General features: G+C 64.1%; 18 protein-coding genes and 1 pseudogene. 7 read left to right on the plus strand and 12 right to left on the minus strand.

The annotated features are described in order from the left end of the window. Positions 1–198: 198 nt before the first annotated feature. Positions 199–309 (plus strand): annotated as a pseudogene (locus HOLFODRAFT_RS25795) (VF530 family DNA-binding protein); the annotation flags it as partial. Positions 310–315: 6 nt separating this feature from the next. On the opposite strand, the gene HOLFODRAFT_RS23040 reads toward HOLFODRAFT_RS25795, so the two are convergent. After that, positions 316–2,235: a HEAT repeat domain-containing protein gene (locus tag HOLFODRAFT_RS23040; RefSeq protein WP_005033237.1), complete on the minus strand. Its 1,920-nt coding sequence runs from the start codon at positions 2,233–2,235 to the stop codon at positions 316–318. A gap of 4 nt (positions 2,236–2,239) precedes the next feature. Then, complete coding sequence (locus tag HOLFODRAFT_RS23995) at positions 2,240–2,617, minus strand: PilZ domain-containing protein (protein WP_280113193.1); 378 nt, start codon at positions 2,615–2,617, stop codon at positions 2,240–2,242. 177 nt (positions 2,618–2,794) lie between these two features. Here HOLFODRAFT_RS23995 and HOLFODRAFT_RS0210690 point away from each other — a divergent pair, with 177 nt between their 5' ends. Next, a complete protein-coding gene (locus HOLFODRAFT_RS0210690) occupies positions 2,795–3,979 on the plus strand; it encodes a hypothetical protein (protein WP_005033241.1) in 1,185 nt (394 codons plus the stop codon). A 30-nt stretch (positions 3,980–4,009) separates the two neighbouring features. After that, complete coding sequence (locus HOLFODRAFT_RS0210695; RefSeq protein ID WP_005033243.1) at positions 4,010–4,615, plus strand: hypothetical protein; 606 nt, start codon at positions 4,010–4,012, stop codon at positions 4,613–4,615. A gap of 7 nt (positions 4,616–4,622) precedes the next feature. Here the strand turns inward: HOLFODRAFT_RS0210695 and cysC are convergent, their stop codons facing one another. The 7 genes from cysC to HOLFODRAFT_RS20615 all read right to left on the minus strand — a co-directional run bounded on the left by cysC (position 4,623) and on the right by HOLFODRAFT_RS20615 (position 12,971). After that, a complete protein-coding gene (cysC, locus tag HOLFODRAFT_RS0210700; RefSeq protein ID WP_005033245.1) occupies positions 4,623–6,506 on the minus strand; it encodes an adenylyl-sulfate kinase in 1,884 nt (627 codons plus the stop codon). Next, positions 6,506–7,405, minus strand: a complete 900-nt coding sequence (gene cysD, locus HOLFODRAFT_RS0210705) for a sulfate adenylyltransferase subunit CysD (RefSeq protein ID WP_005033248.1) — start codon at positions 7,403–7,405, stop codon at positions 6,506–6,508. Before cysD ends, cysC begins: the two co-directional genes overlap by 1 nt. Before the next feature lie 7 nt (positions 7,406–7,412). Then, positions 7,413–8,174 (minus strand): phosphate ABC transporter ATP-binding protein, encoded by a 762-nt coding sequence (locus HOLFODRAFT_RS0210710; protein WP_005033252.1) that lies wholly within the window; start codon positions 8,172–8,174, stop codon positions 7,413–7,415. Beyond that, positions 8,171–9,001: a PstA family ABC transporter permease gene (locus HOLFODRAFT_RS0210715; protein ID WP_005033253.1), complete on the minus strand. Its 831-nt coding sequence runs from the start codon at positions 8,999–9,001 to the stop codon at positions 8,171–8,173. Before HOLFODRAFT_RS0210715 ends, HOLFODRAFT_RS0210710 begins: the two co-directional genes overlap by 4 nt. Further along, positions 8,998–9,882, minus strand: a complete 885-nt coding sequence (gene pstC / locus HOLFODRAFT_RS0210720; protein WP_005033255.1) for a phosphate ABC transporter permease subunit PstC — start codon at positions 9,880–9,882, stop codon at positions 8,998–9,000. The genes HOLFODRAFT_RS0210715 and pstC overlap by 4 nt, the downstream gene beginning before the upstream one ends. Continuing rightward, entirely contained in the window at positions 9,882–10,790 is a 909-nt protein-coding gene (locus tag HOLFODRAFT_RS0210725; protein ID WP_158412946.1) for a PstS family phosphate ABC transporter substrate-binding protein, read from the minus strand. The genes pstC and HOLFODRAFT_RS0210725 overlap by 1 nt, the downstream gene beginning before the upstream one ends. Before the next feature lie 273 nt (positions 10,791–11,063). Next, positions 11,064–12,971: a transglycosylase domain-containing protein gene (locus HOLFODRAFT_RS20615; protein ID WP_005033262.1), complete on the minus strand. Its 1,908-nt coding sequence runs from the start codon at positions 12,969–12,971 to the stop codon at positions 11,064–11,066. A gap of 206 nt (positions 12,972–13,177) precedes the next feature. Here HOLFODRAFT_RS20615 and HOLFODRAFT_RS0210740 point away from each other — a divergent pair, with 206 nt between their 5' ends. From HOLFODRAFT_RS0210740 to HOLFODRAFT_RS20630, 4 genes are read left to right on the plus strand one after another with little or no spacing between them, the layout of a single operon-like run. Beyond that, positions 13,178–15,166, plus strand: coding sequence for a TonB-dependent receptor plug domain-containing protein (locus HOLFODRAFT_RS0210740; protein WP_005033264.1), 1,989 nt, complete (start codon positions 13,178–13,180; stop codon positions 15,164–15,166). A gap of 7 nt (positions 15,167–15,173) precedes the next feature. Further along, on the plus strand, positions 15,174–15,698 hold the full coding sequence (locus HOLFODRAFT_RS23045; protein ID WP_005033267.1) for a YfiR family protein: 525 nt from the start codon (positions 15,174–15,176) through the stop codon (positions 15,696–15,698). A gap of 18 nt (positions 15,699–15,716) precedes the next feature. Further along, a complete protein-coding gene (locus tag HOLFODRAFT_RS23050; RefSeq protein WP_005033269.1) occupies positions 15,717–17,672 on the plus strand; it encodes an ATP-binding protein in 1,956 nt (651 codons plus the stop codon). Between the two features lie 15 nt (positions 17,673–17,687). Next, positions 17,688–18,509: an MBL fold metallo-hydrolase gene (locus tag HOLFODRAFT_RS20630; RefSeq protein WP_005033272.1), complete on the plus strand. Its 822-nt coding sequence runs from the start codon at positions 17,688–17,690 to the stop codon at positions 18,507–18,509. A gap of 50 nt (positions 18,510–18,559) precedes the next feature. Here the strand turns inward: HOLFODRAFT_RS20630 and HOLFODRAFT_RS0210760 are convergent, their stop codons facing one another. The 3 genes from HOLFODRAFT_RS0210760 to HOLFODRAFT_RS0210770 all read right to left on the minus strand — a co-directional run bounded on the left by HOLFODRAFT_RS0210760 (position 18,560) and on the right by HOLFODRAFT_RS0210770 (position 20,338). Next, positions 18,560–18,862 carry an MTH1187 family thiamine-binding protein gene (locus tag HOLFODRAFT_RS0210760; protein WP_005033275.1) on the minus strand — a complete coding sequence of 101 codons (303 nt, stop codon included), beginning with the start codon at positions 18,860–18,862 and terminating at the stop codon, positions 18,560–18,562. Between the two features lie 89 nt (positions 18,863–18,951). Then, positions 18,952–19,470, minus strand: a complete 519-nt coding sequence (locus tag HOLFODRAFT_RS20635) for a hypothetical protein (protein ID WP_005033277.1) — start codon at positions 19,468–19,470, stop codon at positions 18,952–18,954. After that, positions 19,463–20,338 (minus strand): aldose 1-epimerase family protein, encoded by an 876-nt coding sequence (locus HOLFODRAFT_RS0210770; protein ID WP_005033279.1) that lies wholly within the window; start codon positions 20,336–20,338, stop codon positions 19,463–19,465. The genes HOLFODRAFT_RS20635 and HOLFODRAFT_RS0210770 overlap by 8 nt, the downstream gene beginning before the upstream one ends. Positions 20,339–20,356 lie beyond the last annotated feature (18 nt).

Consider the following 20,356-nt stretch of genomic DNA (forward strand, 5'->3'; position numbering starts at 1 on the left):
CCTGCCGGGACTGTCGGGCTCAGCAGTCAGCAATCCCTGGGCGACAGGGGACCTGGCGTCCCCAAAAGTGGATCAGCAGGCGCGATTTCCCCATAGCCCTCGCCCAACTCCCCCGCCGCTCCGGGCTTGTTCAACACCGCATTTCATCGGTGGGGGCTCCGTCTACCTGAGGCAGCCTCGCCCACGCCCCACCGACGAAATGCTCACTGCTTCAACCAGGATCCCAGCATCTCTTCCAGCCTGAAGTTCCTGCGCCGCACACCGTGGGCGCGCCAGAAGGTGGAGAACCTCTATCGGAGCCTCTGCTGAAGGGTTTCAGCGCCGCGCCAGCTCCTTCGCAACAGCCATGGCCTTGGCCTGTTCCTCGGCGCTCCAGGCATTGGGAGCCCGCTTTTCGGCGAGGGCCTGCTGGACGAGATTGGAGAAGGCTGGCCACTGCTCTGATTCAGAAAGCATCACACCCTGGAGGGCGAGGATCAGGCGCAAGCGCAATGACCATGGATTCTTCTCATTCCACGCGGCTTGCAATTGGGCCATCAACTGTCGGCCAGCCTCGGCACCCAGGGGCTGCGGGGAGCGGCTCAGCGCTTCGGCCGCGATCACATGGATCTCCGCATTCTTCAGCTCGCTGGCCTTCCCGCAAAGGGCCAGGGCCGCCTCCGGAAGCTTCAGGTCGCGGATGGCCGAAGCCAGAGCGATCTGAAGTTGAGGACTCTGACCCGAATGCAGCAGTTCCAGGAGCGGCTGCGGGATTTCGGGCGATCCGACCTGGCCCAGGGCTTCGAGGGCCTTCAGGGCGAGCTCCTCACGCCCTCCCTTGTGCAGCAGGTCCAGCAGGTCCGGCACCAGACTCGCCAGCCGATGCATGCCGATGAAGCTGATGCCAAGCTGGATCTCCTCCAGGGTGGCGGAGTGAAGCAGTTGCCGCCCCAGAGCTTCCGCCCCTGGAAGCCGTCCCAGGTAGCCCAAGGCCTTCAGGGCGGTATCGGTGATGGAATCATGGCAGGCCTTGAGAAGGGCTGGGCGCAGGGACGCCTCGTTCCGCTCCCCCAGCGTTTCCACCGCGACAGCGCGCATGGCGCCCTCCGGATGGAGGACGACCAGGTCCAGCAGCTCGCTCGCCTCCCCAGGCACCACCAAGGCGAAGGCCCGAACCAGTCCCTCCCGGCCCGTATTCTCCCTCACAGCCTTTTCCAGAATGGGGATGGCCTTCTCCGCCGGATAGAAGCCTGACCGCACCATCTGGGCCAGCCCCTCGGCACCATTGTCCATGGCGAAGGCCAGGCGCCGGGCTCTCATATGGATTTCCTCCGTGACCTCGGCGGGCAGCCTGGTCAACGGGGCGGAGTTGCTCTCCTGGGCGGCAGCGAGAACCCTCAACAGGAACGCCTCGACGACTCCGGACGCCTTCGCCTTCAGGGATTCCAGGATCTGCCCGGAATCCGATCCGCTGAGGCTCTGGAGCATCTGGAGCGCCTGGGGATCCCGCTGCTCAAGACGGGGAGCCAGTCGGGCCAGGGCCCCCTCGATCGCATCGCTGCGGGAGACGTTGCGGAAGGCGGGCAGCAGTTCCTTGAGATCGCGGTCCTCCAGCACCTCCTGGTGGTAATCCGCGAGGAAACTTGCCAGACACTCCGCGGCATCGGGGGAGGGGATCCTGGACACCAGCCGGATCGCGTGGCGGAAAACCAGCAGGTCGGGGTGCTGGATCGCCATCAGCAGGGATTCCAGGTGGGTTTCGTTGACCAGATCCTCCATGTGGCTCGCGGCTTCGTTGGCCAAGCGGGGGTTCGAACTCCCCTCCAGAAGACCCGCCAAATGGTGCTGGAAGGCCTGTTTGGGGTCCACTTCCGCCAGCACCTCGGCCACCGCCTGCTGGAATTCGGGAACCGGACGGACCCTGGAGAGCTCCATGAGAGCCTCTACGGCCTGGGCATTCCCGACGCGCCCCAGGGCACGAAGCCCCACCCAGAACATCTGCAGATCCGGTTCATGCCGGAGCATCCGGGAGAGGACGGGAGTCCAGTCGGACCAGGGGTAGTAGAAACTGGATTCGTAGACCAGCTGGCAGAAGGTCCGGCTGGCGGAGGCCTTCTTGACGCGATCGGCGAGCTCTTCGACGGCCTCGGCACCGGCAGCATGGAGAACCCGAAAGAAGAGGAGCTGATGGCTGGAATCCGATTCATCCAGGTGGTCCAGGACATTGCGGAAGGTATCCATGGAAGAGGAAGCCATCGCCTCAGACCTCCTGACTGACGAGATGGGCCTCCACATGGGCCTGTATCAATTCCTGGACAAGAGGGGTGATGAGAAGGAAGTCGACACCCGCCAGGATGTAGCCGCTGGTCTTGCCAGGCACCTTGCCCAGGAGGCGCACCACCGTGGCCTGAAGGGGAACAAAAGGCAACTCCGGATGGTTGAGATACAAGTCCTTGAGGATCGATCCCATTTCAATGTTCAGGGCCTCTTCCATGGGTATTTCCAGGGCACAGCCGGTGCCGCTGATATTGGTGAGCCGGACCTGTCTGCTCTCATGACCCTCGTGCCGGAAGGAAACCCCATAGGGCCCACCGGAGGTACTCAAACGTGGTGCTCTTCTGCGTTCTGACCCATTCACGATCCACTCACCCCCACCTCATAACGGCGGGAAAGCCCTCCACCTTGAGCAATCACGCAGGGGTGTAACCACAGGATTACAGCGGAGAGGCTACTATGACTCCAGCCAAGGCCATGAAGTTGTCCCAGTTTTTCAATCCGGCCTGGGGCACATCCCGCACACCAATCAGGATTCCAAATGCCCTTGAGCCCACGACCCATATTCATCCATGCGCTTTTCCGCTCCGGGAGCACCTTCCTGTTCAATGCCTTTCGCCGTTCCCCGGCGGGCTACTGGTGCTACCAGGAGCCGTTGCACGAGGCTCTGACCTGCGTGAACGACTGCCCGGACAGGCTGCTCGCCTATGGCAACGAGTCGCTCTCGGCATTACGCCATCCAGCCCTTGCTAAACCCTACTTCTTCGAGTTCCACGAGATCAAGGAGAGCCTGGCGGGCCATTTCAGCGAAAATTTCAGCTACAACAAGTTTTTCCTCGATCCGACAGGCAAGTTCCCGGATGACCTGAGGAATTACCTGCTTCGCCTGATCGAATGTGCGAAAGGACGGCCCGTTCTGCAATTCTGCCGATCGGGCGGCAGAGCGCAGGCCTTGGGACGTCAGTTCGACGCCACCCACATCCACCTCTGGCGCAATCCCCGCGATCAGTGGTGGTCCTATAAGGCCGGCCCCTATTTCGACGCGACCACCCGCCAGATCCTGTCATCCGATGGGCTTCCCCCTGTAATTCAGCAGATCCGGGATGAGGCAGGCATCCATGCCCTCAAAGGGGACAATCTGTCACTTCGCTTCGCCGACGCGTACAGCACCCCTTTGAAGTCAGCAGAGAGCTACCGGTCCTTTTACGCCTGCTGGCTCTATGCATTCCTGCACTGTGAAGAGGCATCGGATGTATCAATCAACATCGACCAGTTGACAGAATCCGTCACCTATCGGGAAGCCGTCCTGCGCCAACTCGAGGACGCAGGGGTCCCAGGCCTGGACTTTTCGGATTGCGCCATCCCCAAATCCAATTTTTCACAGACCGAATCAAAGTTCTATGAGGCCATCGAGGCGCAGATCACAGAGACCTTCGCCCGGACCCTTCCCGACCATGAGGGCCTCGCACGGGCTCGAGATGCACAGAAGCTGTCGGAGGGCACTCTTGCACCATCAGCCCCGCAATTGATCGAACAGGCTTCCAGGGCAAGGATGCTGGCGATGGATTACGCGAGCAATTGGGCAGCAGCATTGGGTGACTCGGGCACTCAGGCCCTTGCCCCCTTCCTGGGATCCAGATGGTTCAGGATGGCTTATCGCATAAAAAATGCCACTAGCTCACTGAATATCATTGAACGGAAACTGAGGCATTTCATCAGAAAATAGCCACAAATACTCGGAACAAGGTTGATTTTTATGATCATATCCCACAAACATAAATTCATCTTTATAAAGACACTAAAAACAGCAGGAACCAGCCTGGAAATATTCCTATCCCAGCACTGTGGAAGGCGTGATGTCGTCACCCCGATACACCCCCACGTAGAGCCCCATCGCGCCCGCAATCACAATGGTTTTTTCAATCACATCCCAGCATCAGCGGTAAAGAAGCAACTGCCCCTTGAGGTTTGGAACCACTATTTCAAATTCTGTATCGAGCGCAACCCATGGGACAAAACCCTATCGCACTATTGGATGGAAAGATTCCGAGCCACGGGGGAACTCTCCTTTGATTCCTACCTGTCCAAAGGGGAGTTCCCAATGAACCACCCCTTGTATACCGACCCGAAAACTTCAGAGGTTATGGTGGACCGGATCGTCAGATACGAAAATCTGATGGATGAACTCGGTGAAATCTTTCTGCATCTTGGCATTCCATTCAATGGATCCTTGAATGCCAACGCCAAAGGAGATTACAGACTCGACCGGAGGCACTATCGGGAAGTCTACACACCTGAACAACGGAAGATCATTGAGAATGCCTTCACCAGCGAAATAAGCACCCACGGCTACCAGTTCTGATCAGGGCTCAGATCTTCAGGCCGCAGCACCGGAGATAGGCCTCCAGTTGCGCCAGGAGGGCCTCAGGGGTCACATTGTCGGTTTCAAGCCTCAATTCCGGGCTACCGGGCTGCTCATAGGGCGCCGAAATGCCTGTGAACTGCGGGATCTCTCCCCGGAGAGCCTTGGCGTACAGTCCATTGGGATCGCGCCGGGTGCAGGTCTCCACGCTGGCATCGACGTGGACCTCATGGAAGCGGCCCTGGGGGATGAGTCCCCGCACGGTGTCCCTGTCCTCGGCGTAGGGCGAGATGAAGGTGCAGAGGACGATGTGCCCAGCCTCGAAGAAAAGGCGGGCCACCTCGCCCACCCGCCGGATGTTCTCGCTGCGGTCCTCCGGCGAAAAGCCCAGGTCCCGGCAGAGGCCGTGGCGAACCTGATCCCCGTCCAGGAGCATGGTGCGCTGCCCGCGTTCGAAGAGGCGCCGCTCCAGAGCCCGGGCCAGGGTGGACTTGCCCGAGCCCGAAAGCCCGGTGAACCAGAGCACCTGGCCAGGATGACCGGCCTGGCGCTCCCGCGCGCCCCTCGGGATGTTCCAGGGACTCCAGACGGTGTTGGGAGAGGCCTCCGGAAGGGCTGCGGGCTCAAGGCTCTCCAGGGTTCCCGCGGTGCCGAGGATCAGCCCTGCAGCGGCGGTACAGTGGGTCATGGCATCCACCAGGATGAAGCTGCCGGTGGCCCGGTTGGCCTTGAAGGGATCACAGGCCAGGGGGGAGGCGAGCTCGACCTCCACTTTACCGATGCCATTGAGGTCGAGGGTCTCGGCCGGGGTGCGTCGCAGGGTATCCACGTCGATGGCGTGATAGACCCGGGTCACCACGGCCTTCACATTCCGCGTCCCGTGCCGCAGCAGGTAGGCGCAACCCGTTTCCAGCGGAGCCTCGCCCATCCAGCTGAGCACCGCCTCGAAACGCTTGGTCTGCAAGGGCAGGTTGTGGGGACGCACCAGCATGTCACCCCGGCTCACATCCACATTGTCCTCCAGAGTCAGGACGACGGACTGTCCAGCAATGCCCTCCTCCAGGCTCTTTTCCGCCAGGAGGACCTCCTTGATCCGGCTCTCCACCCGGCTGGGCAGGACCAGCACCGGCTCCCCTGGACGGATGGCCCCGGAGGCGATGCGGCCCGCGTAGCCCCGGAAGTCCTGGTTGGGGCGCAGCACGGACTGCACCGGAAAGCGGAAGTCCACCAGGTTCCGCGTATGGGTCGTGGGCAGGGCCTCCAGGTGCTGGAGCAGGCTCGGCCCACCGTACCAGGGCATGGCCGCACTCCGCATCACCACGTTGTCCCCCCGGAGGGCGGAGACAGGGATGAAGGTGATATCCGGCAGGTCGAGACGTTCCACGAAGGCCCGGTACTCGGCCACCAGACGCTCGAAGACCTCGCGACTGAAGCCCACCTGGTCCATCTTGTTGATCACCACCACCATCCGGGGCACCCGCAGGAGCGACACCAGGAAGGCGTGGCGACGGGACTGGGTGAGGATTCCGTTGCGGGCGTCGATGAGCAGGATGGCGCAGTCGGCTGAGGAAGCGCCGGTGACCATGTTGCGCGTGTACTGCACATGGCCGGGGCAGTCCGCGAGGATGTACTTCCGGGTGGGCGTCTCGAAGTAGCGGTAGGCCACGTCGATGGTGATTCCCTGCTCGCGCTCGGCGGAGAGGCCGTCCAGCAGCAGGGCGAGGTCCACCTCCTGCTGTCCCCTGCGCTCGGAGGTGCGCTTCACCGCCTCAAGCTGATCCTCGAAGATGCTGCGGGTTTCGTAGAGCATGCGCCCGATGAGGGTGGACTTCCCGTCGTCCACGCTGCCGGAGGTGACGACCCTGAGGATGGATTTCTCCTGGGTTTCCATCAGAAGTAGCCCTCCCGCTTCTTTTGCTCCATGGAGGCATCCCCCGTCAGGTCGATGACCCGGTTCTCCCGCTCGGACTTCCGGGCCACGGCCACTTCCTCCAGGATCCCGTCCAGGGTGGTGGCGTCCGACGCCACCGCACCGGTGCAGGGCATGCAGCCCAGGCTCCTGAAGCGGCAGCGCAGCTCCTCCACCTCACCCTCGGCGACCACACCCAGCCCCACCGGGATCAGGATGTTACCCCGGCGCACCACCTTGCGAACCTGGGCAAAGTAGATGGGCACCACGGGGATCGACTCCTGGCGGATGTACTGCCAGACGTCCAACTCGGTCCAGTTGGAGAGCGGGAACACCCGCAGGCTCTCGCCCTCCTTGATCCCGGTGTTGTAGAGATCCCACAGCTCGGGCCGCTGGTTCTTGGGGTCCCACTGCCCGTGGCGATCCCTCAGAGAGAAGATGCGTTCCTTGGCCCGAGACTTCTCCTCCTCCCGGCGGGCCCCCCCGATGGCGACATCGAAGCCGTGCTTTTCCAAGGCCTCCAGCAGGGCGGCGGTCTTGAGCAGGCTGCAGCAGCGATCGACCCCATGGGATACGGGATGGCATCCCTGGGCGATCCAGGGCTCGTTGCCCTCCACGATCACCCTCAGGAGGGGATCCTTTGCCACCTCCTCGCGGAAGGCGTACATCTCCGGAAACTTGTACCCCGTATCCACGTGCATCAGCGGGAAGGGCACGGGCCCGGGATGGAAGGCCTTCTTCGCCAGGTGAAGGATCACGCTGGAATCCTTGCCGACGCTGTAGAGCATCACCGGGTTCCGGGCCGTGGCCGCCACTTCCCTCAGGATATGGATGGCTTCAGCTTCAAGTTGCTGCAGACAGGTCATCTGGAATCGGGTCATGGCACGCTCAGCTTATCTCCCCATGGAGGTACGCCTGGGTGCGCGGGTCCACGGGGGCATTGAAGAAGGTCTCAGCGGGACCGTGCTCCACCAAGTGCCCGTCGTAGAGGAAGATCACGTAGTCCGCAAGACGCCGGGCCTGGCGCAGGATGTGAGTCACGAGCAGCACGGTGTAGTCCTGCCTGAGGGCCCGGAACTGGGCCTCCACGATGCGCACGGAAAGCGGGTCCAGGGCGCTGGTGGGCTCGTCCGCCAGGATGACCTCCGGCTCCACCGCCAGGGCCCGGGCCAGGGACAGCCGCTGCTGCTGGCCGATCGAAAGGCCCTTGGCGGGGGCATCCAGGCGGTGCTTCACCTCCTCCCAGAGCCCAGCCCGCCGGAGGTGCCGTTCCACGGTCCCGGAAGTGGCGGCACGGTCGGCCACCGTGGGCAGTTCGTGGAGTCTGGCCCCGAAGGCCACGTTGTCATGGATCGACATGGGCAGGGGGAAAGGACGCTGGGCCACGAAACCGACCTTCTTCCGCAAAGCGAGCAGGTCGGAGCCTGGGGCATAGATGTCCTCGCCATCGATGAGGACGCTCCCGCGCACGGTCACATCCTCATGAAGATCCAGCAGGCGGTTGAGGCTCTTGAGGAGGGTGGTCTTCCCGCAGCCTGAGGGCCCCAGGATCGCCACAATGCCACCATCCGGGATCTCAAGGTCAAGCCCTTCGATCACGGTGTGGGAGCCATAGGCCACATGGAGGTTCTTGATGTGGATGTGAGTCATAGGCGGTGTCGGCTGGCGCGCCGGGCAAGGGCGCGGGAGATGAGGGTCACCCCCAGCACCAGGATGAGGAGAAGAAGGGCGGCGGCGTGGGCGCGGGACTGGACCGTGGGATCGGGCGTGGCGAGCTGGTAGAAGACCTCAAGGGGCAGGGAAGCCACGGGATCCATGAGGCTGCCGGGGAGACGATCGGTATAGCCTGCGGTAAAGAGGATGGAGGCGGCATCGCCGATGCCACGGCCAAAGGCCAGCAGGAAGGCCGTCACCAGCCCCGGCAGAGCCTGGCGCAGCGCAACCTTGAGGGTGATCTCCCCCCGGGTTGCCCCGAGGGCCGTGGCCTGTTCCCACAGCTCAGGCGGCAGCGAGCGGAAGGCCTCGGTCATGGCGCGGGTCATCACGGGCACCATCACCAGGGCCAGGGTGAGGATCCCAGCGAGGAGCGAGGTGCGCACCCCCATCCACACCATCAGGAGGAAGGCGAAGGCGCCGTAGACAATGCTGGGGGTGCCCCAGAGCAGATCCAGGACCAGGGCCGCGGCTTCGGCGATGCGAGGGGGGGCGTAAGCCCGCTGGAGAGCCACCGCAGCTGGGAGTGCCAAGAGCAGCGCCAGAACCGACGCACCTGCCCCCAGACAGAGGGAACCCACCAGGGCATGGGCGATTCCCCCACCCTGGCCGTCCGCCAGCAGCATGGAGGGCCTCAGGTGGGGCAGTCCGCGCATCACCACAGAGAGGAGAAGCCCGGCAAAGGCGATGCCGAGAATGCCCAGGGCTCCTCCCATGGCCCAACGGGCTAGGCGGTCCATGCGGCACCTGCGGGTCCGGCTCATCCGAGCCTCCGCATACGCCGAAGCACCAGGGTCGCCGCACAGCTCACAGCCCCGGTGGCGAGGAAGAGCAGCAGGGCGGCGCTCATGAGGGCGCCCTCCATGCGGGGAATGGACATCATCTCGCCATAGGTGTTGGCCAAGAGGGCCGACAGGGGGTAGGCCGGACCGAAAAGGGAGGTGGGCAGCACGGCAACATTCCCCACCACCATCATCACCGCCAAGGTCTCCCCGAAGGCGCGTGCGAAGCCCATGACCACCGCCACCAGAAGGCCACCCCTGGCCTCCCGCAGCACCACGTGCCAAGCGGTCTCCCAGCGGGTGGCCCCCATGGCCAGGGCAGTCTCCCGCAGCCCCATCGGTACCGCCAGGAGCACGTCCAGGGCCACGGACAAGGTGAAGGGCGCGGCCATCAAAGCCAGCACGAGTCCTCCGGCCAACAGGCTGTAGCCCGTGGTCGGAACGCCGAGCAGGCGGCCGAGGGCGGCCACCCCAGGCACCACGAACATTACCCCGAAGAGGCCGAAGACGACGGAGGGGACGCCCGCCGCCACGTCCAGGACCGGCTGAACGCGCTCCCGCAGGCGCCGCGAGGCGTGTTCCGACAGATAGAGAGCCGAGAGCAGGCACAGGGGAACACTCAGCCCCAGGGCCAGGACGGTCACAGCAAGGGAACCAGCCAGGAAGGTCCTCAGTCCGAAGCTGCCCTGGGCCGGGGCCCAGGCACTCCCTAGCAGGGTGGAGCGCTCCAGGCTGCCGAGCATGGGGCAGGCCCGCAGCAGCAGCGTGAGCCCCAAGACCAGGGCAAGGCCGAAAACCAGAAACAGAGCGCCCCGCGCAAGGACGGTCACCGCGGCATCACCCCAACGTCGATCGACTCGCATCAGCGATCCAACAGAGCCAGGACCTGCCGTCGCTGGTCCTCCCTCACGGGGACGAAGCCGGCGGCATCCACCAGGGCCTGCCCTTCCGTGAAGATCCACCGCAGGAAGGCAGAGGTGGCGGGATTCGCCCGACCACGGGTGACCAGCAGGATGTCCCTGGCCGGCGGCGAGGGGTAGTGGCCCTCGCGAATAGCGGCCACCGCCTTTTCGCGACTGGAAACGTCCTCGGAAGGGTCCACCTTCCCGTTGCCATCGACATCCAGGGAGACCACCGCGAGCCCTTGGAGGGGAAGACCGGTACGGAGATCGAAAGCAAAGGCGAGATTGTTGTATCCCACTCCCCTGGGGTCCCTCCGGAGCGCGGCGGCGATCCCTGGATCGCCATAGACGCCGATCCCCTTCAAGTCCTCCTGCCTGGCACCGAGAAAGGCGGCCCAGGTTTCAGCGGCACCGCAGGCATCCGAACGGGTATAGGGCTGTCCCTTTCCCCTCAGGAAGAGGTCCTGGAGAACCTGCCGCCCGAACCCGGTCCGAAGGATGGCCTCCGCCGATGGGTTCCCGACGGATATCACCGCGAACACCGCGTCCCGGACCACCGGCATGGGATAGGCGCCCCGGTTGAGTTCCTCCCGCCGGAGATCCCGGCTCACCATGGCGATGTCCACCAGCCCGGAGAGGCAGTCGGTCATGCCCTTGCCGGCGCCCCCGGCACTCACCTCCACCCGGGTGCCAGGATGCTGTTGGTTGTAGACCTCGGCCCACTTGACCATGAGGGGGTACAGGGCCCAGGCCCCTGACACCCGGATGACTTCCGGACGGCGCCCACACCCGGGCAGCATCAGCGCCAGGACCAGCCCCACCCAGAGAAGCGGATGGAACCAGCCTCTGGCCTCAAGAAGAATCCCCAAGATCGAACCCCGCAGATCAGTTGAAGCAATCATCCATTCGAACCCGCAACTCAAGCCTCGTCAAGCAGAGCCATTTTTTCGCCTCTCCGGAAAATCGGTGAACCTTTTTCCGCCATGCAGCACATGGGCTCATACCCCTCAACTTCTACGCAGCATCACATGGAGGCAGCACCATGGGACCTATTGCTGGAGCATCGCTTGTTCTCGGCCTGATGATCCTGATCTTCATGGGACCCGAATGGGTGATGGCGTTCACCCGGGAATTCCGGGACATCAGGAAGGCGGATCCCCCTCAGTGAGGGGAAGGCTATCGGGGGCTGCCTCCGCCCGGATCGGTTCCCCTCCGTGCAGGGGACAGGACTCGACCGGTTCGGTACCAGCGATGTAGAACTCGTCCTGCTTCTGCGGGCATTCCTGGCGGGCCGGGAGGCCTGTCGTGGGGTCAATGGCCAGGCTCACCACGGAGTCCGGTCTGGAGAAATCCCCTGCAGGCCGCGCGGCCACAGCCTTCTCCATGAAGCGTTCCCAGATCGGGGCAGCGATCGCCCCCCCCGTGAACCCCTTCCCTCCGGACGTGGGCTGATCGTACCCAACCCAGACACCCGTCACCAGGTTCGGCGTATAGCCCACGAACCAGGCGTCCACGTAGTTGTCGGTGGTTCCAGTCTTCCCGGCGCAGGCATGGGCCTTACTGAACGCACGAAGCCCCTTGGCGGTGCCAGTGCTGAGGACATCCTTCAGCATTTGCGTGGTGATGAAGGCGGCGGCAGGCGAAAGCACCTGGGTCGCAGCAGCCGGGCTCTCGGTCCAGGACTGGCGCCTGCGGTCATAGATCCGGAGGATGGTCCTCGCCTCGGCCCTCATCCCTCCGGTGGCCAGAGGGGTGTAGGCCTGGACAAGATCCTTGAGGGTCACCTCGTCCGTGCCCAGGGCCAGGGATAGGCCATTCTGCGAACGCAGAGAGAGGCCCATCCTGCCGGCAAAGTCCACGAAACCCGGGACACCGATGGACTCCAGCACCTTCACCGTGATGATGTTGTCGGAGTGGACCAGGGCCTGCCGGAGGGAGAGCTCTCCGAAGTGTTCGTTGCCGTAGTTCAGGGGTTTCCAGATCCGGCCGTTCCCACGGTCGTAGGCCACAGGGGCATCGCTCCATATGCTGCCTGCGGTGATGCCCTTCTCCAGGGCAGCAGCGTAGATCAGGGGTTTGATGGCCGAACCAGGCTGGCGCCTGGATGTGAAGGCGCGGTTGATGGCGTTCTGGACCCCATCGACGTCCCCCACCGCCGCGAGTACATCCCCGCTCGCCGGATCCATGCAGACCAGGGCGCCCTGGAGCTTGGGGGCAAGGCGCTTGACCCCGGCCCGGAGCACCTCCTCAGCCTTCTTCTGCAGGTCCAGGTCCAGGGCGGCAATCACCTCCATTCCCCCCCGTTCGACGGCATCAGGCCCCAGGCGCCCGATCAGCTGGTTCCGGATCTGGGCCAGGTAATGCGGGGCCTGCCCCAGGGGGCGCGTGCCTGCGCCATGGGTCTGGAGCGCCAGCCGTCGCTGAGGCGTGATGAGATGGAGATCCGCCATGCGCTTGAGGACGATCTCTCGCCGCAGGACCACATCCGCCGGTTTACCGAAGGGGTTGTAGCGGCTGGGGTTCTTGGGGACACCCGCCAGGAGGATGCACTCGCCCTCGTTCAGCTCCTCGGGACTCTTGTCGAAGTAAAGGCGGGCGGCCTGGACAATCCCATAGGCACCGTTGCCAAAATAGATCTCGTTGAAATACATCTCCAGGATCTGCCGCTTGCTGTAGCGTTTCTCGAACTCCAGGGCCATGTCGGCCTCCTTGAGCTTCCGATCCAGGGTCCTGGCCGAGCTCAGGAACTTGTTCTTGATGAGCTGTTGGGTGATGGTAGAGCCCCCCTGGACCAGCTTTCCCTTGAGGACGTCCGTCACCACGGCCCGGGCGATGCTCCGGTAATCGACACCCCTGTGCTCGTAGAACCGGGCATCCTCCACAGCCAGCACGGCCTGCTGAAGGAAGGCAGGAACCCGATCGATGGAGACCCAGTAGCGCTTCTGGGGAGGGATCCGGCCCACGTAACGCCCCTTGCTGTCCAGAACCGTAATGGAACTGACACCGGTCGGCAGGTTCGGGTAGGCCCCAAGGGGCTCCTGGGCCCACATCGCCACCCCGGAACAAAGAGCGGCGAAGAACCCCAATGCGGGCTTGCATCGGCGTATCAGAGTCATAGCATTCTGGTTCAGAGGAGCACCTCAACAAATATTGCATTACATTCATTTATGATACCCGCACGAGAATTCCTGATGTTTTTCGGCGGCCGAAAGATGACAATGGGCCGACAAAGCCAACCCGTGACCGAGATCTGGAAATGCCGAGCTGGAACCCCCTCCTCACCGCTGCGATCGCTGCTTCGTTGTCCGCCCAGGACCCAGCTGCGGCGGATCTCAAGGATCTGCAGACGATTCTGGATCAGCCGGTCCAGACCGCCAGCAAGCGGGTGCAGCGCCTGAAGGAGGCCGCGGCGGACATGACGGTCCTCCGGGGCCATGATCTGGCGGATATGGGCTACCGCACCCTGGGGGACGCCCTCGGGGGGGTGCTGGGCTTCCGCACCAACGAAGACCGGAGCTACCAGGGCCTGGGGGTTCGGGGCCTCTACGTCCTGGGAGACCAGAACACCCGGGTCCTGATCCTGCTGGATGGTCACGCCCTGAACAGCGCTGCGGAGGTGGGCAGCAGCAAGATCGGCTCGGACTTCGGCATTCCGCTGGCCCATGTGGAGCGGATCGAGATCATTCGAGGGCCCGCTTCCAGCCTTTACGGGAACAACGCCTTCCTGGGCATGGTGAACGTGGTGACGAAGGCAGCCCCGCCGGAGCAGCTTGGCGGGGAGCTTGCCGCGACGGGGGATACCGGGTCCCTGGCCAGTGGGGATGCCATGCTGAACGGCACCCTCGGCCCGGTGGGCTGGAAGCTCCTCTACAGCAGCATGCATCGCGGAGGCTCCAGGACCCGGTTCCCGGAACTGACTTCCCAGACCCTCCCGGCGGAGTTGGACAAGGAGGACCGCCAGAGCGCCTACCTGACCCTCCAGGGCCGCGAGTGGAGCCTGGCCGGCTACCTCATGGAGCGCACCCAGAGGGCCGCCAGTGCCCCCTTCCTGTCCACCATCGGCTCCCCGGTGAACCGGGACAGGAACCGCCAGTCCTTCTTCGAGGGACGTTGCACCCCGACCCTGGGCCCCATCGAAACCCTGTTCCGCGTCTTCGGAGACCGGACGGAATACGGATGCGACCTGGCCTACGATGCCAGCCGCTACGATCTGCCCGGTTCCTACACGGAATCCGATCCGAACTGGAGCCTCGGGGGAGAGGCCCAGGCCCGGATCCATGTGGGCGAGGCCCTGCTCTTCACCCTCGGATGGGAGGAGAGCCGCCAGCACTACGATGGCATCACAAACTTCAACGGAAGCACCATTGAGACCAAGGTTCGACACCGTGTCCAGAACACCTATCTCCAGGGGGAGTGGAGGGCGACAGAGAACCTGAGCTTCACCCTGGGCCTGCAGAAGGCCGCCTGGATCGTCAGCGATGCCAGGACCCTCACCCAAGGAACCCCGGTTTCCTACCCCGCCCGCACCCTCCGCGGGAGCACCCCCCGCTTTGCGGCGGTCTGGTCACCGACCCCCCTGGATATTTGCAAGCTTCTCTATGGGGAGGGTTACCGGAATCCCACCATCTTCGAGGCCTACTACTCTGACGATGGCAGTTTCGTCGCCAACCCCTCCCTGGAGCCCGAGCGGATCCAGACCCTCTCAGGGATCTGGGTGCACGTGTGGGGAGGAGGGGTCCAGAGCCAGGTCTCACTCAACGACTCCCACTGGGAGCATCTGATCCAATCGGTACCCGTCGGAGCCGATTCCCAGCAGAGCCGGAACGCCCCCCAGGAACTCCATGGGACCTCACTCGAGACCGAACTCCAGGGACACTGGCCGGGGTGGAGCCTCTACGGGAGCCTGGGGGTCTACCGGTGGAAGCAGGGGGAGGATAACGTCCCCAACGCCGCACGGGTCCAGGGCAGCTTCCGCCTCACCCGCCGCTGGAAGCACCTGAGCGCAAGTGGAGAGGTCCGGCATACAGGATCCAGGGAGAATCCACCCCTGGCCGCCCGCGTTCCGAGCGCAACGGTCTTCCGGGGCACCCTGGGATGGGAACAGGACCGCTGGTGGGTCCGGGGCACCCTGGAGGATGCCGGAGACGCCCAGCGGCAGGATCTGGTGACTGCCGACTACACCCCCATCACCCACATGGCCTCGGATGGCAGGACCTTCCGACTGAGCGCCGGTTTCCGGTTCTGAGGTGGGCATGGGCTTCTACGGACGCATTGCCGCTCTGGTGGTCCTCGGAGGAACGCTCGCTTATGCCCAGGCCCCCCTACCGGAGTACCAGGCCAAGATCGTCCTCCTTGAGAAACTGACCCGCTTCGTGGAGTGGCCTGGCCGAGACGCCCACTCAGCCTTCCATCTGACCGTCGTGGGGCGCACCCCCTTCGGGGACGGGCTGGAGGAGTACTTCGCCTCCCACCCCATCAAGAACCATCCCGTATCCATCCGGTATGTCTCGGGTCCCGACAGCATCGGCCACTGCGACCTTCTCTTCATCGCCGCCTCCGAGAAGGACCGCGCCGAGGCGATCCTGGCCCTGGCCAAGGGCAGGCCCATCCTGACGGTGGCCGACTCCCCTGGCCTGTCCCAGCGGGGGGTCATGGTCAATATCGTCCGGGAGGGGGCCAGAATGACCTTCGAGGTGAACCTGGGCCCCGTCCGTGAATCCAATCTGAGGATGCACCCAGGATTCCTTCAACTCGCCAGGATCACCTCCCGAAACTAGATGTAGATCGGAACCCCCTTGTTCTTCTTCCGCCAGATATCCATCCGCCAGAAGCTGATGCGCCTCACGGTGCTTTCGGCGGGAATCGCCCTGCTCTTCGCCGCGCTGGCCTTCGTGAGCTACCAGGTCCACGCCTACCGCAGGGCCCTGGTGAGGGAGATGAACCTGATCGCGGACATGGTGGAGACCAGCAGCCTGGCGGCCCTCACCTTCGAGGACTCCAAGCAGGCTGAGACCGCCCTGGAGGCCATGCAGACCAATCGGGATATCATCTCGGCCTACCTCTACACAGAGAAGGGCACCTTCCTGGCGGGCTACCGGAAGAACGGTGCCCCGGAGACGGCCATTCCGACAGAGCTGGGTCCCGACCGCACCGAACTCTCCTGGAGGCATTTCCTGATGGTCCACCCCCTCCACCTCAAGGATCGAAGGGTGGGGACGCTCTACCTTTCGACGGACATGAGCGGCCTGCGCAAGCAGTTCCTTTGGACCGCAGCAGTGGTCGCCAGCATTGCGGGCATCTCCTTCGCCCTCGCGATCGTGATCTCCCGACGCCTCCAGACCGCCATCGAAGCCCCGCTGGTGGAACTGGCCGAGACCGCCAGGGCGGTTTCCAGGGATCACGACTACGGCCTCCGGGTCCGCCCCAAGGGCATCGATGAGCTGGGCATGCTCATGGCGGACTTCAACGAGATGCTGGCGGAGATCCAGCACCGGGACGAGGAGCTGCTCCACTACCGGGAGCACCTCGAAGAAATGGTCCGGGCCCGCACGGAGCAGATCGAGCGGGATCTGACGGAACGGAAATCCCTGGAGAAGCAGCTTCTCCGGGCCCAGCGACTGGAGAGCCTCGGCACCCTGGCTGGAGGGGTGGCCCACGACCTGAACAACGTCCTGAGCCCCATCATGCTTTCCGTGGAGACCCTCAAGCAGCTCTCGCCGGAGCCCCAGGCCCAGCGGATGCTGGCCATCCTGGAGGGTGCCTCCCGGCGCGGCAAGGACATCGTGAAGCAGATCCTCACCTTCGCCCGCGGGACCGATGGGGAGCGCACCCAGATCGATGTCCGCCACACGGTGAAGGAGACCCTCTCCATCGTCCAGCAGACCTTTCCCAAGACGCTTTCCGTGTCCTGCAGCCTGCCATCCGAGGTCTGGCCCATCCTCGGGGACGGCACCCAGATCCATCAGCTGCTCCTCAACCTCTGCGTCAACGCCCGGGATGCCATGGAGGGGGGAGGCTCCCTCGCCCTGCGGGTCCAGAACCAGACCCTGGACGAGAACTATGCCCGGCTGCACCTCGACGCCAGAGTGGGGCGCTACGTCCTCATCTCCGTGGAGGACACCGGCTATGGCATGAGCCCTGAAACCATGGAGCACATCTTTGAACCCTTCTTCACCACCAAAGATGTGGGCCGGGGCACCGGCCTGGGGCTTTCCACTGTCCACGCCATCATCCGGGGCCATGGTGGCTTCGTCACCTGCTACAGCGAGGTGGGACGGGGTACCACCTTCAATATCTTCCTCCCGGCGGCGGAGTCGCCCGATGACCGATCCCTCTCCACACATGGGGAAGAGCCCCTGCCCCAGGGGCGTGGCGAGCTTGTGCTGGTGGTGGATGACGAGAACTTCATCCGGGAAGCCACCCGCCAGACCCTGGAGTCCTTCGGTTATCGGGTCATGACCGCTGCGGATGGCAACGAGGCGATCGAACGGTTCTCCGCCCACGGCCCAGAGATCGAGGTGGTCCTCACCGACATGATGATGCCCGACATGGATGGCACTCTGACCATCCAGACCCTGCGCCTCCTGGACCCGGAGGTGCGGATCATCGCCGCCAGTGGCATCCACCGCAAGCCCAACCCCCAGGGTGATCCCATCTTCGAGCCCAACGCCTTCCTGCCCAAGCCCTTCACCGCCGATACCCTGCTGAAGGCCCTGCATCGGGTGATCACAGGCCGAACGGACTTGATATGATGCTATCGAACCCGGGTGGGTGACCTCAAAATCACGGTTTTGCAGGATGGGGAGCTGCCCCTCGGAAAGGATCTGCTCAAGGGCCTGGACACCGCCGAAGCAGAAAAGCTGCTGGGAGGCCCAGGCCCCGTGGCCACCTCCGTCAACGCCTTCCTGGTGGATACAGGCAAACACCGCATTCTCGTGGATGCTGGTGGCACATCGGCCTGGGGCATCGGCTATCTGGCGGAGCGGCTACAGAAAGCTGGAGTCAACCCCGAGTCCATTGGCGCCGTGCTCATCACCCACCTCCACGGCGACCACGTCGGCGGACTCCTGACGCCCGAAGGCAAGCGGGCCTTCCCGAAGGCACAGGTCCGGCTCTCCCAGGCCGAGCACGACTTCTGGATGGACCCCGCCACGGAGGCCAGCCTGCCCGAAAGCCGGAAACCCATGATGAAAGCCATCAAGGCCATGATCGCGACCTATCAGGCCGAGGGAGCCTATCACCCCTTCGCACCCGGAGAGGCGCCCTTTACCGGAGTGAAGGCCATCCCGACCCCCGGACATACCCCAGGGCACACGTCCTACGCCTTTGGGCACGGCAGGAACGCCTTCTGGGCCATCGGCGACATCATCCACTTCGGCAAGGTCCAGTTCGCCAAACCCGCTGTCACCGTCACCTTCGACACGGACAGCCCCAGAGCGGCCGCCACGCGTCTCGACCTATGGGAAAGGGCAGCGAAGGGGAAGGTCGTGATGGGAGGATCCCACCTCGCCTTTCCCGGGATGGGCCGCATCGAAAAGCGCTCCGAAGGCTTCGCCTGGGTGGAACTGGACGGGAAAACCCAGCACTGACCGACCGGCATGACCAGCAGGTCCTGGAGCGGCTCAAAGGCCTGCAAGGCTCAGCCCTTCAGCTTCTCCTGGACGCTGGCCACCTTGTCCGCCATGCGCTGGACCTTGTCTGTGCGGGTCCCGAGCTGGATGCTGGTCTGGATGCGGGGCACTCCCATGGCGTGAAGCCGCTCGTGGCAGCCCTTGATGGCCTCCATGACAGCGTCCCACTCCCCCTCGATATTGGTGCCATTGGCGTGGAGTTCGAAGGTGAGCCCTGTGGTGGCCAAGTAGCGCTCGATCTCGGCAACATAGGGCGAAGCCGAAAGACCCACCCCCAGGGCGATGACCGTGAAACCAGCGATGACGTGCATGGCATGCCTCCCGGAACAGGATGGCACGGGCCCAAACGAAACTGCCGTCGCCCCTAGAGCCTTCGCACCCGGAAGCAGCAAAGTCGGTGTTAAATCCGCCCAGTGCATCTCATCCAGACGCACACCCCGGCAGCTCCCAGCAGGAGCCACCCAATGGGCGAACGGGTCGCCACACGGAGATCCTGTCCGGATGGGATGGCGCCGAACACCAGGTTGGCCAGCAGGTAGATCCCCAGGGCCTCGCCCCAGCCCATGGCGGGGCGCAGGGCGAGCCTCCACCGGAGCAGAAGAAATGCCAGGGGAAGCAGCACCAACGGCGCAGCTCCGATGAAGAAGGCGTTGTACCAGCGGAGGTGGGCGCAGCGGACCGAGCCCAGCACCAAGCCCTTCCCCTCCCGACGGGGGATCACCGTGAAGCCGATGGGCTGGCCATTGAGCAGCTTCCCGGTCAGCCAGTGGCAGAGCTCGTGGCAGAAGGTCCCGGGCAGGGCCAGGAGAGAGAAGAACCAGAGCCAGCGGCGGGCCTGGTTGAGCAGCCACAGGCAAAGGGCCAGGGCTCCCAGGTAGAGAAGGGCACGCTGATCCAGGCCCGGAAGAAGGCTAGACATCCGTCCAGACAGCGATCTGATAGGCAAAGCGACGCATCTCGCCGGGAGGCACCAGGATGGAGCCTGGCTTCTGGGCCAGCTCACCCAGGAAGCCCACGGGACTGGAAACGCCTTGCCATGGCTCGATGCAGATGAAGCCGGCTCCAGGCTTGGTCCAGAGCCCCAATTGGGGGAAGCCGTCCCAGGCCACCTCCACCACGGGGGAACCCGGAGCGTCGTAGCGCAGCTTGCGGCTCCGGAGGCGGGTGAAGATGAGGACATCCTCCTCGAACAGCTCGTCCCGCAGGGGCAGGGTCCGTTCCTGGACCGGCGTGGGCCGGGGGGTGGGATCCAGAAGGCCCCCGGAAAGCCTCAGGATCGGCTCGGCCTCGGGAAGCTCGAAACGGATTCGGTAGTCCTCACGGCGGCCACCGGGCACCAGGGGCCAACGAAGAGCGGGGTGAGCCCCCAGACTGGCGGGCAAGGGCGCGCTCCCTGGGTTGATGAGCTCATAGATCACCCGCACCGCCTGATCCAGCAGGCGGTAGGTCACCCGGAGCTCGAAGGGGAAGGGATACTGGGCCTGGGTGCTCGCATTGTCCTTCAGGACGAAGGTGGCCCGCTCCCGGGAGAGCTTGACCAGGCGCCAGGGCAGGTCCCGGGCGAAACCGTGCCTGGACAGGTGATAGCGCCGACCGTTCAGGGTGTGGGTGTCATCCTTGAGGCTGCCCACGATGGGGAACAGGGTGGGGGCCTGCCGGGGCCACACCGAGGCGTCCCCATCCCAGAGCAGATCCAGCCCGGTGAGCGTCTGTAGCCGTACCATCTCGGCCCCCTGCGCCTTGAGGGCCAAGCGCAGATGCAGGTTCTGGAGAGTGCAGGAGTCCATGGATCACCGAGCGTTCTG

The sequence above is a fragment of the Holophaga foetida DSM 6591 genome (genome assembly GCF_000242615.2).
GTDB classification, from domain to species: domain Bacteria; phylum Acidobacteriota; class Holophagae; order Holophagales; family Holophagaceae; genus Holophaga; species Holophaga foetida.

Bases quoted from the DNA above. Each gene is read 5' to 3' on its own strand.
- HOLFODRAFT_RS20615 (WP_005033262.1), bottom strand. From the start codon at position 12,971: ATGTGGGCCCAGGAGCCCCTTGGGGCCTACCCGAACCTGCCGACCGGT.
- HOLFODRAFT_RS23045 (WP_005033267.1), top strand. From the start codon at position 15,174: ATGGGCTTCTACGGACGCATTGCCGCTCTGGTGGTCCTCGGAGGAACG.
- pstC (WP_005033255.1), bottom strand. From the start codon at position 9,882: ATGCGAGTCGATCGACGTTGGGGTGATGCCGCGGTGACCGTCCTTGCG.
- HOLFODRAFT_RS0210710 (WP_005033252.1), bottom strand. From the start codon at position 8,174: ATGACTCACATCCACATCAAGAACCTCCATGTGGCCTATGGCTCCCAC.
- HOLFODRAFT_RS0210760 (WP_005033275.1), bottom strand. From the start codon at position 18,862: ATGCACGTCATCGCTGGTTTCACGGTCATCGCCCTGGGGGTGGGTCTT.
- HOLFODRAFT_RS23040 (WP_005033237.1), bottom strand. From the start codon at position 2,235: ATGGCTTCCTCTTCCATGGATACCTTCCGCAATGTCCTGGACCACCTG.
- cysC (WP_005033245.1), bottom strand. From the start codon at position 6,506: ATGGAAACCCAGGAGAAATCCATCCTCAGGGTCGTCACCTCCGGCAGC.
- HOLFODRAFT_RS0210695 (WP_005033243.1), top strand. From the start codon at position 4,010: ATGATCATATCCCACAAACATAAATTCATCTTTATAAAGACACTAAAA.
- HOLFODRAFT_RS0210690 (WP_005033241.1), top strand. From the start codon at position 2,795: ATGCCCTTGAGCCCACGACCCATATTCATCCATGCGCTTTTCCGCTCC.
- HOLFODRAFT_RS0210770 (WP_005033279.1), bottom strand. From the start codon at position 20,338: ATGGACTCCTGCACTCTCCAGAACCTGCATCTGCGCTTGGCCCTCAAG.
- HOLFODRAFT_RS20635 (WP_005033277.1), bottom strand. From the start codon at position 19,470: ATGTCTAGCCTTCTTCCGGGCCTGGATCAGCGTGCCCTTCTCTACCTG.
- HOLFODRAFT_RS0210740 (WP_005033264.1), top strand. From the start codon at position 13,178: ATGCCGAGCTGGAACCCCCTCCTCACCGCTGCGATCGCTGCTTCGTTG.
- cysD (WP_005033248.1), bottom strand. From the start codon at position 7,405: ATGACCCGATTCCAGATGACCTGTCTGCAGCAACTTGAAGCTGAAGCC.
- HOLFODRAFT_RS0210715 (WP_005033253.1), bottom strand. From the start codon at position 9,001: ATGAGCCGGACCCGCAGGTGCCGCATGGACCGCCTAGCCCGTTGGGCC.